This is a genomic window from Corynebacterium sp. (genome assembly GCF_022712195.1).
Lineage (GTDB): Bacteria > Actinomycetota > Actinomycetes > Mycobacteriales > Mycobacteriaceae > Corynebacterium.
On the sequence record NZ_JALAGY010000018.1, the window covers coordinates 46,828 to 62,446 of the forward strand.

Genomic DNA, 15,619 nt, shown 5'->3' on the forward strand with positions numbered 1-15,619 from the left:
TCCATGACGCCGACTCAGCGTGGCGGGCGGGCGCAACGTCGCCCGGAGGTGGTTTCCGACGCGCCCTTCCGGGGGTGGGTCGAATATCATCACTGTGACGGTAGACCACTGCCCCGGCGGACGGTGGCCGACGGGGCCGCTCCCCACCCTCACACGTGACTGACCGAGGAGATCATCTCCGAGACGCGGCGGCGGAGCTCGACGATCTCGGGATTCGTCGAGAGTTCACGCAGACGAGCCTGGATGGTTTCACGTGGAACATCGGAGGTGACGTCGATCCGGAGAGAATGAGGGACCTCCACCACGTCCAGCACGCGACCGGGACGCGCAGCCATCACCACGACCCGGTGCCCCAGAAGGAGAGCCTCCTCCACGCTGTGCGTGACGAACACGATCGAAGGGAAGGACGTCGCCCAGACCCGGAGAAGCTCAGCCTGAAGTTGCTCACGGGTGAAAGGATCGAGGGCGCCGAACGGCTCGTCCATCAGGACATGCTCCGGACCCGCCGCGAGCACCCGGGCGATCTGCACACGTTGCTGCATCCCCCCGGAGAGCTCATGAGGATAACGTTCCGACGCCTCCGACAGACCGACCAGGCCGAGAAGCTCCTTCGCTCTCTCCGCCTTACCCTCTGAACCGGAGTACCGGTGGGACAGGTGCACGTTCTCCTCGACCGTGTACCAGGGGAACAACGTCGGCTGCTGGAAGACGACGCCGCGGTCCGTCCCCGGACTCCGGACCTCCTTCCCGTCCGCAGTCACACGTCCCGACGTCGGGCGGAGAAAGCCCGCCAACAGACGCAGCAGAGTCGACTTCCCGCACCCCGACGGCCCGACGAGACACACGATCTCCCCGTCCCGGACGTCCAGCGAGATATCGCGGAGCGCCTCCACCTCTCCCCCGTTCTGCGTCCGGTACACCTCACCGACACCCTCAAGAGCAATCATCGCCTGTCCTCCCACAAGTCAGTCCGTACCACGTCCGAATAGTCCTTCCGAGCTGTCGGTATGTCTCCCTGGTCCACCAGGAACTCCGCCGTCGAACGGAGAGCATCAGCGACATCACCGAGATACTCCACCTGCTCCGCACCCCTGATGAACTGCTGTCCGTCGACCTGAAGCCTGGCCGCCTCCTCGTCCATCCCGGACGCCGTGGCATTCACCGACACGAAGTCGTCCGAGTCCCCGGAGTCGTCCGCGACCCGTGCCTCGAGGTCCAGCCACGTACGTAGAAGGTCCGGGTTCTTTTCCATCCACGGGTTCGAGGCCAACGTCACGTTGTAGGTGGCGTGTCCGTGAGCGGCCTGCTCCTCGGAATCCGTGAGCACTGTTCCGGGAATGGCCCCGCCCATGCCGTCCTTCAGTTCCTGGAGCGTGGGATCCCAGACATACGCGGCGTCTATCCTGTCGGACTTCCACGCCGCCGGGAGCTTGTCCGGCGAGATGTTCGTGATCTCGACGTCCCGGCCCGGGTCGAGCCCGGCGTCGATGAGTGCATTGAGGAGCGAGTAGTGCGCCGTGGACGAGAACGGCACGGCGATACGGCTACCCTTGAGGTCCTTGATCTCCGTGGCGTCCTTGGCGACGAGCGCCTCCGTCGTCCCGATGACCGAGTTCGCCTGGACCACCGACACGTCCAGGTCCAACGGTGCGCTGAGCGCCTTCGTCGTCGGGGTCGAACCGAGTGCGGCGAGATCCACCGAGCCTGCGGCGAAGCCCTGGACGATGTCCTGCCCCGTCGGGTAACGCGTCCATTCGACCTTCGCCTTCGGCAGGCACGCCTCGGCGAGCCCCGTCGCCTGGGTGTACAGGTCGGTGGCCGGCCCGCCGAGGTAGGCGACACGGACCGTGCCCTCAGCCTCGGAGGGTTTCACGGGACACACCGCGTCCTCTCCCCTGTCCTTCCACTCACTGGCCGGCGGACCGACACAGCCGGCGACCGCCGTCAGGGTCAGCGCGGCGACCACCGCGCCGGTTCTCCGTAAAGTCACTGTTTCGTCCTCCAGGGTGAGAAGCGGGCCTCTACGGCCAGCATCAGTGTGTCGACGATCAACGCGGCGACGCCGATCACGATGATGCAGGCGATGGTGAGGGATGTGTCCAGTTGTGTTCCCGAGATGTAGGCCAGGCCGCCGATGCCCGGGATTCCGTCGTTCATCTCCGCGGCGACGATCGCCGACCAGCACAGGCCGGCGGCCACACGGGAGCCGCTGATGATCTCGGGTAGTGCCGCGGGGAGTTCGACAGTGCGGAAGACCTGCCGACGGCTTGCGCCGAGCGACGTCGCTGCCCGAATCCAGTCCTGCCGGACCCCGGTGACACCGAGCAGCGTCGCAACGGCGACTGTGGGAAAGGCGGCGAGGAACAGGAGGATGACCTTCGACTGGTCTCCGATCCCGAACCACACGATGAGCAGACCGATGTAGCCCAGTGGCGGAAGTGCGCGGAGGAAGGACAGGTACGGTTCGACGACACTCCGCGCCGTGGGGTTGGACCCCAGCCACCATCCGACCAGAACCCCGACGACGATGCCGGCGGACAGTCCGACGGCGATCCGTTGGAGGGTGGCGAGCAGGTGCTGCCAGAGGAAGTAGTCCTGGACTCCGCACTGTGTGCCGCAGAGGTTGGTCTCGACGAGCCTGCGTGCCACCTCCCCCGGTCCGGGAAGGAGCACCGGGTCGATTCCCGTGAAACGGGCGATCGCCCACCAGAGGGCGATCGCACCGGCGAAGACGAGTAGATGAAGGGGAAGTCTCCTGGTGTTCGTCATGCGGCGGCATTCATCACAGTGACGCCACGGGCCCGGAGTGCGGGGACGACCCCCTCCCCCACCCGGAATGTCTCCTCGAGATGCGGCACTCCGGAGAGGATCACGTGACCGACGCCGACGCGACGGTAGTCGTCGATCCGCTCAGCGACCTCGTCGTAGGACCCGACAAGAGCCGTGCCAGCCCCGCCGCGCACCAGACCGATGCCGGCCCAGAGGTTCGGGGCGATCTCCAGGGTACGGGCGTCCTGACCCCTGTCGAAGTCGGAGCCTGCACCGTGCAGTTCCGTCATGCGTCGTTGCCCCTCAGACTGGGAAGTGGCGAGCCCTTCCTGGGCGGCACGGACGCGCTCGGGGTCCAGGGAGTCGAGGAGTCGCTGCGCCTCACGCCATGCCTCGTCCGCCGTCGGTCGGGCGATCACGTGGAGACGCACCCCGTACTCCAGCTCACGTCCGTGGAACTCGGCCCGCCGACGCACCCGGCTGATCTTCTCCGCCACCTGCTCGGGTGGTTCACCCCAGGTAAGGTAGACGTCCGCACGTTTCGCCGCGACCTCGATCCCTTCGTCCGAGGACCCGCCGAGGAAGACCGGAGGGCTGACCGCCGGTCGACGCCGGAGCGCCGCCTCCTCGACACTGAGATGTTTCCCGTGAAACGTCAGCGGTTCCGGGGAGTTCCAGAGGTGGTCGGTGACGTGCAGCGTCTCGTCGGCGATCGCGTACCGCTCAGCCTTGGTGGTGAAGTCCCCGAAAGCCCTCTGTTCGGCGTCCTCTCCCCCGACCACCACGTTGAGCAGCAGCCTGTCGCCCGAGAGTTCCTGGTAGGTCAGTGCCTGGTGTGCCGTCAGCGTGGGCCCGATGAGTCCCGGTCGCAGAGCCACGAGGAACTTCAGCCTGGTCGTCGCCCCGAGCAGCGCCGCGGTGGTCACCCAGGCGTCCTGGCACCACCGACCCGTGGGGGTGAGCACCGACTCGAATCCGTTGTACTCCGCGGCGCGGGCGACCTGGGTAAGATAGTCGAGGTCAGCGGGCCTTTCACCGGATTCCGGGCCGGCACCGTGGCCTCCGCCGACGATCTCCCGCGAGTCACCGGAGGTGGGGAGGAACCAGTGCAGTGTGACGTTCTGTGAGTCTGTCATGACGGATGAGTAGACCATTCGGTCTGCCGTCGCCGCCAACATTTCGTTCGCGGTGAATCTATAGACCGATCGGTCTGTCTTTTCAGCGTGAACTGAATTATCCTGAACCCCATGACCACAGCCCGACTCTCCGCGACTGCGCACTTCACCGCACCCGTCACCGGACCTGCCCGGTGCCTGCACCAGATCCGCACCACCCCGGGGATCACCCGGGGCCGGCTGCACGAGGATCTCGGCATGTCGCAGCCCACCGTGACGCGGCACGTCAGTGCCCTCATCGACGCGGGCCTCGTGGAACAGGTCTCCCCCACCACCGCGGGCGGTGTGGGCCGCCCCGGCACCACGCTGCGCCCCGACGGCCGCGCCGTCACCGCCCTCGGCGCCCATGTCGGCCTGCGCAGTACCCAGCTCGTTGCCGTCGACGGTGCGGGCCGCCCCCTGCGCAAGCGCACGCTGCGGCTCCCTGTCGCCGACCTGACCCCCGGTGAGGCCATGGAGGCCGTCCAGCACGCTCTCTCGGCCCTCGGACGCGATCTCCCGTCACCCGTGGGCCTCGGGATCGCCTTCTCCGCCCACGTGGACTACGCCGGGCGCATCACCTCACCGTCCTACGGGTGGGAGGACGTCGACCCCGTCGCCTACCTCGACCCCGACCTCCCTGTCGCCGTCTCCACCGGTGTCAGTGCCATGGCCGGGTCCGAGCTGACCAGCTCACCCCTGTCCCTCGAACGCGACCCGCTGGCGTCCACGCTCTACGTGTACGCCCGTGAGCTGGTCGGCCACGCCTGGATCGTCGGCAACGCCGTCCACCAGCCGTACACCGGCTCCGCGCCCACCGCCTTCAACGAGATCGCCGGGTCCGGCAGCTTCTCCGGCGGTCACGGCCACCCCCTCGGATCCACCGCGGTCCTCGACGCGGCACGGCACCGCGGGCTGAACGTCTCCACGGTGCCGGACCTCGTCGGTCTCGCCGAGGTCAACCCGGTCGCGCGGGCGATCCTGGACGAGCGGGCGGAACTCCTGTCCCGGATCATCTCCCTGGCCGTCGACGTCGTGGACCCGTCCACCGTGGTCTTCGCCGGTGAGACGTTCACCGCCGACCCGGGGACCGTGCGGATCATCGCCGAGAGCCTGCGCGGGACGGGCCGGCAGCTGAGCATCCAGCGGGCCGGCGACGGCATCCTGTCACGTGCCGCGGCCGTGACCGCGTTGCACCGCCTGTGGCAGGACCCGCTGGCCTTCTAGAGCGACGAGACGAACTCGTCGAGACGGTCCACGACAACGTCCGGGGTCCGGGCCCAGGCGTTGTGGCCCAGCGTCCCCGGGAACTCCTCCACCTGCGCCGGGACCAGCCCGGACAACGCCCGGCAGGAGTCGACCGTGCAGTAGGTGTCGTTGCTGAACCTGGTCAGCAGGACGGGGACGTCGACGTCCGCCATCGCCGCCATGTAGTCCATGTCCGCACCGCGGAGGTCAGTGAGCCGGTTGGTCCGCCCGAAACGGGCCCATTCGGCGAGGTGGACGTCCGACTGCCGCCCGTAGTTCGTGACATCCAGCCTGCCGTCCGGCCAGTAGCCGAGCACCCGACTCACGCCCTGCATCAGGTACCCGCCGAAACGCAGGCGGTTGCGCTCCGGATTCGGGAAGGTGCGGAAGTACGGTGACCCACTGCCGACGCCCATCATGCCCCGCACGTTGAGCTCACGTGCCTCGGGACGGGACAGGAACAGTGCGCCGATCTGCCCGCCCATCGAGTGGGTCAGCAGCACGGTGGGATGGTCCTCCGGGAGGCCCAACGCCCGTTTCGCCTCCCGGATCGAGCGCGGGTAGTCCTCCGACGCCAGGTCATGGTAGCCCCACTGCTGGTCCCGGCCGGCGACGGCGGTGCTCGCACCTTGTCCACGGAGTTCCCCGACAGCCACCGGGAAACCCCGGGCCGCCAGGGCCTCGGCGATGGGGCGGTAGTAGCGGGCACCCATTCCGAGACCGGGCCACACCATGACCAGGGGACGCGACTCCCCGGGGAACAGCAGTACCGGTGACGTGCTGCCACCGGGCATCACGACATCGACACTAGACATCGAGGAACCGGACGTCCTTCGCGTTGCGGGTGATGAAGCTGCGGCGGGCGACGACGTCGTCCCCCATGAGGATGCTGAACGTCTCGTCGGCGCTGGCGGCGTCCTCGAGGGTGACCTTCTTCAGGATGCGGTCCGACGGGTCCATGGTGGTCTCCCACAGCTCCTTGGCGTTCATCTCGCCGAGGCCCTTGTAGCGCTGGATGCCGTCGTCCTTGTTGATCTTGCGTCCCTGCTCCAGGCCCTCCTTGAGCTGCGCGTCCCGCTCGGCGTCGGAGAACGCGAAGCCCGGCTCGCCCTTGCCCCACTTCAGCTTGTACAGCGGGGGCTGTGCCAGGTAGACGTGCCCCTCCTCGACGAGCGGCCGCATGAAGCGGAACAGCAGCGTGAGCAGCAGCGTCGCGATGTGCTGGCCGTCGACGTCGGCGTCGGCCATCAGGACGATCTTGTGGTAGCGGAGCTTCGAGATGTCGAACTCGTCGTGGATGCCGGTGCCCAGTGCGGTGATGATCGCCTGCACCTCGTTGTTCTTCAGCACCTTGTCCAGGCGTGCCTTCTCCACATTGAGGATCTTGCCGCGCAGCGGGAGGATCGCCTGGTACATCGAGTCACGGCCCGACTTGGCCGAACCACCGGCGGAGTCGCCCTCCACGATGTACAGCTCGGACTTCACCGGGTCCTTGGACCGGCAGTCCGCCAGCTTGCCGGGGAGCCCGCCGACATCGGTGGCGGACTTGCGTCGCACCAGGTCACGGGCCTTCCGTGCGGCATCGCGTGCCTGCGCTGAGGAGACGGCCTTGTTGATGATCGCCTTCGCCTCGGCGGGGTTCGCGTCGAACCAGCCGGAGACGTGCTCGTTGACCATCTTCTGGACGAAGCTCTTGATCTCGGTGTTGCCGAGCTTGGTCTTCGTCTGGCCCTCGAACTGGGGGTCGCCGACACGGACGGAGATCACGGCGGCCAGACCCTCACGGCAGTCGTCGCCGGAGAGCTTCGTGTCCTTCTCCTTGAGCAGCTTGTGGTCACGCGCGTACTTGTTCATCAGGTACGTCAGCGCGGCACGGAAACCCTCTTCGTGGGTGCCGCCCTCGATGGTGTTGATGGTGTTGGCGAAGGTGTGGACGGACTGCGAGTAACCCGAGTTCCACTGCATCGCGATCTCGACCTCGTGGTCGTCACCCTCGGCCTCGAAACCGATGATCGAGGGGTGGATCGGGCTCTTCGTCCGGTTGAGGTGGTTGACGTAGTCCTTCAGGCCCTCCGGGTAGTGGAAGACCTTCTTGCGCTCCTTCGGTGCCGGGCGGACGTCCTCCCCCGGCTTCGGCGCCGCGGCGTCCTCCACGGACTCCGCGGCCGCCTCCGCCTCGTTCTCCTGCTCGATGACGGTGAGCCGCTCGTCGACCAGGGTGATGGTCAGCCCCTTGTTCAGGAACGCCATCTCCTGCAGACGCCGGGACACGGTCTCGAAGTTGTAGTCCGTGGTCTCGAAGATCTCCGGGTCCGCCCAGAACCGCTGGCGGGTTCCGGTGCCGCGGGCCTTCTTCACCTGCTCCAGCTCAGCGGGGATCGAACGGTCGAAGGTCTGGCGCCACAGGTAGCCGTCGCGGGTGATCTCGGTCTCCACGCGGGTAGACAGCGCGTTGACCACCGAGATGCCCACGCCGTGCAGGCCACCGGAGACCGCGTACGCCTGGGAGTCGAACTTGCCGCCGGCGTGGAGCTCGGTCATCACGACCTGGACGGTCGGACGGCCCGACGGGTGCATCTCGACAGGGATTCCACGGCCGTTGTCTGCGACCTCGACGGAGCCGTCGTCGTGGAGGGTGACGTCGACGTGGGTGGCGTGCCCCGCCATGGCCTCGTCGACGGAGTTGTCCACGACCTCCCAGATCAGGTGGTGCAGACCACGCTCACCGGTGGACCCGATGTACATGCCCGGCCGCTTCCGGACGGCCTCCAGTCCCTCGAGGATGGTGATGGAGTCCGCGCCGTACTCTCCGTTGGCGGGGGTGTTCTCGGCGGGGATGTTCTCGGCCTCGGCCACAGTCGCTTCAGCTCCTTCTCGACAAATGGGTTAACCCCCACATTGTACCAGGTAAAAGGGCTCAGCCGTAGGTGTCACGGGGACCGCGGCCCTTCACGTGCAGGGGTCCGTGCCGCCAACTCGGTGCCTTCGGACCGTAGATCTTCAGTTCCGCGACGACGTCGGGTCCGACGCGTCGGGCGATGGTCGACAGGATGGTGCTCTGCATCAGCCGGAGATTCGTCGCCCATGCCGTGGAATCGCACTCCACGTGCAGCTGGCGCTTCTTCTCGTTGTACATCACCACACGGGTGTGCCGGCCGATGTTCTCCCCGACGATCTCCGGCCAGGCACTGCGCAGCGACCCGGCGGCGAAGTTGCGGCTCCACCCGTTCCGCTTGATCTCCCGCTTCACCAGCTCGCTGAACTGGCCGGGATCGCGGTAGCTGCGGTCCGGGCGTCCGTCGTAGCGGGTCTTCATCCGCTTCGGACGACGCCCTGTCTTCCGGACCGGACGGCCCGGCTTCCCCGCCGCCGCACGGAGCATCTCCATGCGTTCGGCGACGGGGTCACGGTCGGCCCCGGCGCTCACCTGTCGAGCTCCGAGATCCGCCCGTCCTCCGTGTCACGCGCGGAGACGGTGTGCACGGCCGCGACGGCCCGCAGATCATCGGGGATGTCGTCGCCGACCGCGGCGGTGATCAGCACCTGCTCCGCCTCAGCGGCGAGGTCGACCAGGGCCCGACGGCGCGCGCGGTCGAGTTCGGCGAAGACGTCGTCGAGGATGACGACGGGTTCGGTCCCGTCGGCCCGGTGCATCCGGTGCGCCGCCAACCTCAGCGTCAGGGCGAAGGACCACGACTCGCCGTGGCTGGCGAACCCCTTCGCCGGCTGGGTGCCGAGCACCAGCGTCATGTCGTCACGGTGCGGACCTGTCAGCGTGGTGCCCCGGTCGATCTCCGCGTCGCGCCGTCGGGCGAACTCCTCGAGCAGCACGGCCTCGGCGACATCCGGGTCGAGAAGCTGCGGCTCCCCGGGCTCCCCCAGGTCAAGGGTGGTCGAGTAGCAGATCAGCGCAGGACGCGACCCCGGTGCCAGGCGTGCGTAGGTGTCCCGGACATGAGGTTGCAGATCATGGACCAGCTGCGCCCGGGCCGACATGATCTGGCCACCGAGGTGCGCCAGCCGGGAGTCCCAGACGTCGAGGGTGGCCAGCGCGTCGTCGTCCACGCCCTGGCGCAGCAACGCGTTGCGCTGCCTCAGCGCCTTGTCGTAGTCCGAGCGGACCCCGGCGAGGCGCGGGTACCGCGCGATCATCGTCTGGTCCAGGAAGGCCCGCCGTTGTTCCGGCTCGCCGCGCACCAGTGCGAGGTCCTCCGGGGCGAACAGGGTGGTGCGGACGATCCCGGCGATGCCCCGCTGGTTCTTCACCTGCGTCCTGTTGACGGCGGCCTGGTTGGCGCCCCGGGCGTTCAACACCAGGTGGGCGGTGAGTTCCCGGCCGTGGTTCACCGCCGTCGCGGAGAGGCGGGCGGACTCGCAACCCTCCCTGACCAGTGCCGCGTCCGAGCTGACCCGGTGCGAACCCTGGTGGGCCAGGTAGCCCACAGCCTCCACGATGTTGGTCTTGCCGTTGCCGTTCGGTCCGGTGAACACGGTGACGCCGGGGTCCAGGTCGAGGTCGAGCTGGCGCCAGGACCGGAAGTCACCGAGGTGGAGCGAGCGAATGTACATCCGGTCAGCCCGGCAGGCGGACAGGCATCAGCAGGTAGGTGAAGGAGCTCTCCGGGGTGGGGAACGTGCCGTCCTCGGAGGCCTCGGGCAGCTGCTCGGGCTCCGGGACGAGGACAGCGGACCGTGACGCCTGGTTGAACCCGAAGACGACGCGGTCGGTGTGCACCGATCCGAGACCGTCCTTCAGGTACCCGGGGTGGAAGGCGATGACCAGCGGCTCGCCCGCGAAGGCGCAGGGCAGCTGCTCCTTGGCCACACCGAGGTCGCTGCCGCCGGCGGACAGGGTGAGGGTACCTTCCTCGAAGTCCATCTTCACCGGGGAGTTGCCGTCGGTCACCAGGGACACGCGGCGGATCGCGTCGAGCAGCGGTGCGATCTCCACGCTGGCCAGTGAGGTGTGTGTCTTGGGGAACAGCGACCTGAACTTCGGGAAGTCCGAGTCGATCAACCGGGTGGTGGTCCGACGGTCGGAGGTGGAGATGCCGAGGAGACGTCCCCCGTCCTGGTCGAGCGCGATCTCCACCGGCTCACCCGTGGAGTCCAGGGACCGTGCGGTCTCCGCGAGGGTACGGGCGGGGATGAGGAGCTCGGCGGAGATGTCGGCACGGGCCGGCACCCAGTCCAGTGTGCGGACGGCGAAGCGGAAGCGGTCGGTGGCGGCCAGGACCAGGTGCTCGCCGTCGATCTCCATCCGGATACCGGTCAGCATGGGCAGCGTGTCATCCCGGCTCGAGGCGATCGCGACCTGGCTGATGACCTCCGTGAAGAGGTGCGGGTCGAGGGATCCCGCGACCTGGGGGAAGTCAGGGAGGACGGGGTAGTCGTCGATGGTCATCGCGGGGACTTCGAAGTGCGAGCTCCCGCAGTTGACGAGGACCTTGGTCCCGTCGTAGTCGATGCGCACCGGCTTGTCCGGGAGGGCGCCGATGATGTTGGAGGCCAGGCGTCCGGCGACCAGGACCTTGCCCGGATCGGAGACGTCGGCGGAGACGCGGACCTTGGTGGAGACCTCGCGGTCGAAGCCCGACAGCTGGAGTCCGTCGTCCGTGGCCTCGATGAGGACACCCCGGAGAATCGGTTGGGATGCCTTGCTCGGCAACGTGCGGGCTACCCAGGCCAGTGCCGAAGAAAAATCGTCCTTGGACACGGTGAAACTGACGGACTGGTGGTCCACGCCTGAGGTCCTTTCGATGAAGTTCGTGATTCTGCTCGTAACCCTAGCTGACACCGGTTCCCGACGGTACCGGGTCCGTCTGCGCCGGAGCCCGGTCCGCCGTGCGGTCCGCACGGGTTGTGCACACCGGTTATTTCTTCTTTGAGTTCTCCATGGATAGACCCGGTAGAAGCAGTAGGGGCTGTGCAGTCTGTGGATGGACGGGAGCGGGCACGTTCCGGCGCTGGTGGGACCGGTGGATGACGTTGTTGTAAGTTGTTCACAGCCGGTGGATGAAATTGTGGATAACTGGGGACGGTTGTGGATAACTTTTCCGGGCTGTGAGTTGTTCACAGCCGGTGCACCGGCACTGCACGCTCCGACGCGAGTTATCCACAGGCATGACCTGGGCTTTCACAGGCTCCCGGCGGAGCCCGTCTCCCCGTGACCTGCGGAATGACAAGAGTGTGATTTATCCACAGCGTCCCACGCCCTGTGGAAACCCGCAGGTGGAATGACTCCGGTGGGCGCGTCGACGTTCCGTAATGTGATGAAGGTCACTGACCGACAAGACTGTAATTACACGCTTGTGGACAAGCCTGTGGAAACTGTGCACAACTCCGTTGCCGCCGAGGTCGGCAGCCCGGAAAGTTGTGCACTACTGCCGCGCGCGCGACTTGATGCGCTGCGTCAGCTCCTGGATCTGCTGGAACGTCTTCCGGTCCTCCTGGATGGACTTCCGGATCTTGCGTTCCGCGTACATCGCCGTGGTGTGGTCGCGGCCGCCGAAGACCTTGCCGATCTGGGGCAGGGAGAGTTCGGTGAGTTCCCGGCAGAGGTACATCGCGAACTGACGTGCGGTGACCAGGCGCCGGACCTTGCCCTTGCCCATCATCTCCTCGACCGTGACGTCGAAGTACCCGGTGATCACGTCGATGATGATCTGCGGGGTGATCTCCACGTCCTTCGGGTCCGGCATGATGTCCCGCAGCGCGATCTCCGCCGCCTGACGGGTGACCGGCTCCTTGCTCAACGAGCAGTAGGCGGTCACGCGGATCATGGCGCCCTCGAGTTCACGGATCGACGTCTCGTACCGGCTGGCGATGAGCTCCAGGACGTCGTCGGGCAGGTAGGTGCCCTCCATCTGCGCCTTCTTGGAGAGGATCGCCATCCTCGTCTCCAGGTCAGGCGTCTGGACGTCGGTGATCAGGCCGCCCTCGAACCGGGTGCGCAGCCGGTCCTCCAGCGTGGTCAGCTGCTTCGGCGGACGGTCGGAGGACAGCACGATCTGACGGTGGTTCTGCTGCAGCGCGTTGAAGGTGTGGAAGAACTCCTCCTGGGTACTCTCCTTGCCCTGCAGGAACTGGATGTCGTCGACGATGAGCATGTCGAGGTTCCGGTAGTGCCGTTTGAACTGCTCACCCCGGCCGTCACGCAGAGCGTTGACGAACTCGTTGGTCATCTCCTCGCTGGAGATGTACCTGACCTTCATCCCCTGGCGCAGTTCGCGGGCGTAGTGGCCGATCGCGTGGAGGAGGTGGGTCTTCCCCAGTCCGGACTCCCCCCAGATGAACAACGGGTTGTAGGCGTAGGCCGGCTTCTCCGCCACAGCACGGCAGGCGGCGTTGGCGAACTGGTTGGACGAGCCGGTGACGAAGGTGTCGAAGGTGTACTGCGGGTTGAGACGGTTCTCCGTGTCCTCTCCCCGGGGCTTCGCCGGCGGCTCCGGCACAGCGTCTGACCTCCCGGCCGTGGACGGACGGTGCTGGTAGGCGGCCCCGGTGAGGTCCTCCCAGTGCTGTCGCTGCCGCTCCGGGGTCGGTTCGACGACCGGTGTGGACGGGATCTCCACCTCGGACGGCGACTCGTCGACGCTGAGGGAGAGCACCACAGAATGCCCCAGCTCCTCCCCCAGAAGGTCACAGATCAGTTCGGAGAGATGGTTCTCGGTCTCCGTCTTCACCCACTTCGACGGTGCCTTGAGCAGGGCGATGTTGTCGTAGACGGTCACCGGCGACAGCTGACGGAGGAGACTCCGGGAACGGGAGGTCAGACGGGGGAACTCCGCCGAGTCTTCGTCGGCGTTGATCCACCTGTCGATGAGGGAGCCCCAGACTTCCTTGAAGTCCACAGCATCGGGCATGTCGGGTACCTTTCGGCGGGTGGGTCGGGGACGGAGGGACGGCTGACGTTCATGCGCAGGAATCTGACGTTCATGTGCACAACACCGAAGTGTTGCTGGCCTGCGTATCCACAGTGCTGTCCACACCTGTGGATAACTTTCTCGTGCTAGTTGTCAACAGGGTACTGCAGCTCTGTGGATAACCCCAACATCGCTCTGGATACGGCTGTGACCTGCGCTGATTGTGGGTAAATCTGTAGTTGAGGGTTCGGGGGTGGATAGAGTTGTCCACAGGGTGGTTGTGTGAACTGGGAGTTTTTCCGGTGACCTGGCAGTTCTGTTGTGGACAACCCTGTGCGTCTTGCGTCGGCCGGCGTTCTGTGCGTAGGGGGCCGTTAACATCCGTGACCTGCGTCTGACCGCACCGTGAATGACACGCCTGTCATAGGGCGGGATTTTGATTTGCGGGTGTGAGCACGTAGGCTCGTCAGCGTCTTCGAGTGTCGCTGAACCCGGTTTCCGGTGTCCCTGACTCTCACCCCCGTCATTGAACGGATGGATGGCCCGGGATCTCACGATCCTGTCCGGTCTTCCGACCCACCTGACCGCAGTCGCGGTGGATGGGCCGGTGCCGGTCCGCTGTAAGGCGGGCCGGTACCGGTCGGCCGCGGCGTAGAACAACATAAGGAGTGAGTACCGTGGCCAAGGGCAAGCGTACTTTCCAGCCCAACAACCGTCGTCGTTCACGGAAGCACGGCTTCCGCGCACGCATGAGCACCCGCGCCGGCCGCGCGATCGTGTCGGCCCGTCGCCGTAAGGGCCGCGACAGCGTCACCGCGTAACGCGTCCCGACCAGACAACCACCGTGCTTGCCCCGGAACACCGGCTCCGGTCTTCCTCACTGTTCAGTGAGACAGTCCGCCGAGGCCGTAAGAAGGGGGCTCGCACGGTGGTTGTCTATGTGCATGACCGGTCGGACACCGTCGTCTCCGGGGGGCCCCGCATGGGGCTGGTGGTGTCCAAGGCCGTGGGGAACGCGGTCACCAGGCACGCCATCTCGCGTCGACTGCGTCATGTCACCGCGTCCGTTCTCGGGGAGTTCCCCCTCGAGCCGTGGCACAGCCTGGTGATCCGGGCCCTCCCCGCCGCCGCGGAAGCGACCTCAGCGGAGCTGGAATCCGATGTGCGGCGAGCACTCCGCCGGATCACCGGCTGACGCCTGGGACGTGTCCCGGGGGCGGGCACGGACTCTCCGACGTCTGGTTCTTGGTTACCAGAACCATCTTTCACCCCTTAAACTGGGACCGTCCTGCCGTTTTGAGCCGTCGTGCAGCGCGTATTCCCTGATAGCCTTTTCCCGTCATGGCGTGGTGAGAGGTTTCCTCCTGAGCGTTGCCCGCCTCGCCAAATGCGGTCCCTGGCATCCCGGTGGCTGGGATCCGGTTCCTCCGGTCCGGCGTCGGACGCGCAGATGACCGTCCACCTACAACAAGGAGATTGCACCACCCGTGCTTGACTTCATCTACTACCCCATCTCGGCGGTGTTGTGGTTCTGGCACAAAGCCTTCGGCTTTGTCCTCGGGCCAGATTCCGGCCTTTCCTGGGCCCTGGCGATCATCTTCCTGGTCGTCACGATCCGTGGCCTCCTCGTCCGCCCGACCATCAAGCAGCTGCGCTCCAGCCGGAAGATGCAGGAGATGCAGCCCCGGATGCAGGAGATCCGGAAGAAGTACGCCAAGGACCAGCAGACGCAGGCGCTGGAGATGCGCAAGCTCCAGAAGGAGATGGGCGTCAACCCCCTTGCCAGCTGCCTGCCGATGCTGGTGCAGATCCCGATCTTCATCGGTCTGTTCCACGTCCTGCGGTCGTTCAACCGGACCGGGACGGGCACCGGCCAGCTGGGGATGTCGATCGAGGAGACCCGCAACACGCCGAACTACTTCTTCGGTGTCGACGAGGTCCAGTCCTTCCTTGACGCGCGTCTCTTCGGTACGCCGCTGTCCGCCTTCATTACCATGGAGAAGGACTCCTACAAGGCCTTCGCCCCGGACGGTTCCGTGGACTTCGCCCAGTGGAACATCGTGGTCGTCGTTCTCCCGCTGATGCTGATCGCGTCGGTGCTCATGCACTTCAACGCACGGATGTCCATGGACCGCCAGAAGAAGCGTCAGGCTGCGCAGCCGAAGAAGAAGAACTCGACCGCGCAGGAAGACATGATGCAGAACCAGATGATGATGATGCAGAAGCTGATGCTCTGGGTCCTGCCTGTGTTCATGTTCGCCGGTGGTTTCCTCTGGCAGGTCGGCCTGGCCGTCTACATGTGTGCGAACACCTCCTGGATGTTCGTCCAGCAGGTGCTGGTCTTCCGGAAGATGGATCGGGAGGAAGAGGAGGAGAAGGCGGCCAAGATCGAGGCGAAGCGCTCCACAGCCCCCAAGCCCGGTGCGAAGCCGAAGAAGCAGAACAAGCGCGACGGCAAGTAGCAGCCGTCCCGGCCGACCCCGCTCCCTGTCAGGGGGAGCGGGGTCTTCTGTATTTTCATGTCCGGGTGCTCGCTACACTGGGAGCGTGAGCCAGTCAGAAGAGCACCTCCCGCCCCAGGAC

At 66.3% G+C, this 15,619-nt stretch carries 15 protein-coding genes; 5 read left to right on the plus strand and 10 right to left on the minus strand.

What is annotated here, in order from left to right; genetic code table 11:
• Positions 1-149: 149 nt before the first annotated feature.
• From Q0A34_RS02360 to Q0A34_RS02375, 4 genes are read right to left on the minus strand one after another with little or no spacing between them, the layout of a single operon-like run.
• On the minus strand, positions 150-947 hold the full coding sequence (locus tag Q0A34_RS02360) for an ABC transporter ATP-binding protein (RefSeq protein ID WP_291478098.1): 798 nt from the start codon (positions 945-947) through the stop codon (positions 150-152).
• Positions 944-1,990 (minus strand): glycine betaine ABC transporter substrate-binding protein, encoded by a 1,047-nt coding sequence (locus Q0A34_RS02365; RefSeq protein WP_291478099.1) that lies wholly within the window; start codon positions 1,988-1,990, stop codon positions 944-946. Before Q0A34_RS02365 ends, Q0A34_RS02360 begins: the two co-directional genes overlap by 4 nt.
• On the minus strand, positions 1,987-2,769 hold the full coding sequence (locus tag Q0A34_RS02370) for an ABC transporter permease (RefSeq protein WP_291478101.1): 783 nt from the start codon (positions 2,767-2,769) through the stop codon (positions 1,987-1,989). Before Q0A34_RS02370 ends, Q0A34_RS02365 begins: the two co-directional genes overlap by 4 nt.
• Positions 2,766-3,905: an LLM class flavin-dependent oxidoreductase gene (locus Q0A34_RS02375; protein ID WP_291478103.1), complete on the minus strand. Its 1,140-nt coding sequence runs from the start codon at positions 3,903-3,905 to the stop codon at positions 2,766-2,768. Before Q0A34_RS02375 ends, Q0A34_RS02370 begins: the two co-directional genes overlap by 4 nt.
• A gap of 111 nt (positions 3,906-4,016) precedes the next feature.
• On the opposite strand from Q0A34_RS02375, the gene Q0A34_RS02380 reads away from it, so the two are divergent.
• On the plus strand, positions 4,017-5,150 hold the full coding sequence (locus Q0A34_RS02380; RefSeq protein WP_291478106.1) for a MarR family transcriptional regulator: 1,134 nt from the start codon (positions 4,017-4,019) through the stop codon (positions 5,148-5,150).
• Here Q0A34_RS02380 and Q0A34_RS02385 read toward each other — a convergent pair.
• The 6 genes from Q0A34_RS02385 to dnaA all read right to left on the minus strand — a co-directional run bounded on the left by Q0A34_RS02385 (position 5,147) and on the right by dnaA (position 13,036).
• Entirely contained in the window at positions 5,147-5,986 is an 840-nt protein-coding gene (locus tag Q0A34_RS02385) for an alpha/beta fold hydrolase (protein ID WP_291478108.1), read from the minus strand. The two genes, Q0A34_RS02380 and Q0A34_RS02385, sit on opposite strands and share 4 nt — an antisense overlap.
• Positions 5,979-8,027: a DNA topoisomerase (ATP-hydrolyzing) subunit B gene (gyrB, locus tag Q0A34_RS02390; protein ID WP_291478113.1), complete on the minus strand. Its 2,049-nt coding sequence runs from the start codon at positions 8,025-8,027 to the stop codon at positions 5,979-5,981. The genes Q0A34_RS02385 and gyrB overlap by 8 nt, the downstream gene beginning before the upstream one ends.
• 61 nt (positions 8,028-8,088) lie before the next feature.
• Entirely contained in the window at positions 8,089-8,559 is a 471-nt protein-coding gene (locus Q0A34_RS02395) for a DciA family protein (RefSeq protein ID WP_291478128.1), read from the minus strand.
• Between the two features lie 35 nt (positions 8,560-8,594).
• Positions 8,595-9,740, minus strand: a complete 1,146-nt coding sequence (gene recF, locus Q0A34_RS02400) for a DNA replication/repair protein RecF (RefSeq protein ID WP_291478115.1) — start codon at positions 9,738-9,740, stop codon at positions 8,595-8,597.
• 4 nt (positions 9,741-9,744) lie between these two features.
• On the minus strand, positions 9,745-10,914 hold the full coding sequence (dnaN, locus tag Q0A34_RS02405; RefSeq protein WP_291478117.1) for a DNA polymerase III subunit beta: 1,170 nt from the start codon (positions 10,912-10,914) through the stop codon (positions 9,745-9,747).
• 637 nt (positions 10,915-11,551) lie between these two features.
• Positions 11,552-13,036, minus strand: coding sequence for a chromosomal replication initiator protein DnaA (gene dnaA, locus Q0A34_RS02410; protein ID WP_291478119.1), 1,485 nt, complete (start codon positions 13,034-13,036; stop codon positions 11,552-11,554).
• Between the two features lie 677 nt (positions 13,037-13,713).
• On the opposite strand from dnaA, the gene rpmH reads away from it, so the two are divergent.
• The 4 genes from rpmH to yidC are packed head-to-tail and all read left to right on the plus strand — an operon-like array spanning position 13,714 to position 15,498.
• Positions 13,714-13,857, plus strand: coding sequence for a 50S ribosomal protein L34 (gene rpmH / locus Q0A34_RS02415; RefSeq protein ID WP_075811958.1), 144 nt, complete (start codon positions 13,714-13,716; stop codon positions 13,855-13,857).
• A gap of 23 nt (positions 13,858-13,880) precedes the next feature.
• On the plus strand, positions 13,881-14,231 hold the full coding sequence (gene rnpA, locus Q0A34_RS02420) for a ribonuclease P protein component (protein WP_291478124.1): 351 nt from the start codon (positions 13,881-13,883) through the stop codon (positions 14,229-14,231).
• The gene (gene yidD, locus Q0A34_RS02425) at positions 14,197-14,490 is read left to right on the plus strand and encodes a membrane protein insertion efficiency factor YidD (protein WP_291478126.1); all 294 of its coding nucleotides are present in this window, start codon (positions 14,197-14,199) and stop codon (positions 14,488-14,490) included. Before rnpA ends, yidD begins: the two co-directional genes overlap by 35 nt.
• Positions 14,491-14,523: 33 nt before the next feature.
• Positions 14,524-15,498, plus strand: a complete 975-nt coding sequence (gene yidC, locus Q0A34_RS02430; RefSeq protein WP_291478127.1) for a membrane protein insertase YidC — start codon at positions 14,524-14,526, stop codon at positions 15,496-15,498.
• Positions 15,499-15,619: the final 121 nt, after the last annotated feature.

Coding starts and splice junctions, on each gene's coding strand:
- Q0A34_RS02395 (WP_291478128.1), bottom strand. CDS start 8,559: ATGGAGATGCTCCGTGCGGCGGCGGGGAAGCCGGGCCGTCCGGTCCGG.
- yidD (WP_291478126.1), top strand. CDS start 14,197: ATGTGCGGCGAGCACTCCGCCGGATCACCGGCTGACGCCTGGGACGTG.
- Q0A34_RS02375 (WP_291478103.1), bottom strand. CDS start 3,905: ATGACAGACTCACAGAACGTCACACTGCACTGGTTCCTCCCCACCTCC.
- dnaA (WP_291478119.1), bottom strand. CDS start 13,036: ATGCCCGATGCTGTGGACTTCAAGGAAGTCTGGGGCTCCCTCATCGAC.
- recF (WP_291478115.1), bottom strand. CDS start 9,740: ATGTACATTCGCTCGCTCCACCTCGGTGACTTCCGGTCCTGGCGCCAG.
- Q0A34_RS02360 (WP_291478098.1), bottom strand. CDS start 947: ATGATTGCTCTTGAGGGTGTCGGTGAGGTGTACCGGACGCAGAACGGG.
- Q0A34_RS02385 (WP_291478108.1), bottom strand. CDS start 5,986: ATGTCTAGTGTCGATGTCGTGATGCCCGGTGGCAGCACGTCACCGGTA.
- Q0A34_RS02380 (WP_291478106.1), top strand. CDS start 4,017: ATGACCACAGCCCGACTCTCCGCGACTGCGCACTTCACCGCACCCGTC.
- Q0A34_RS02370 (WP_291478101.1), bottom strand. CDS start 2,769: ATGACGAACACCAGGAGACTTCCCCTTCATCTACTCGTCTTCGCCGGT.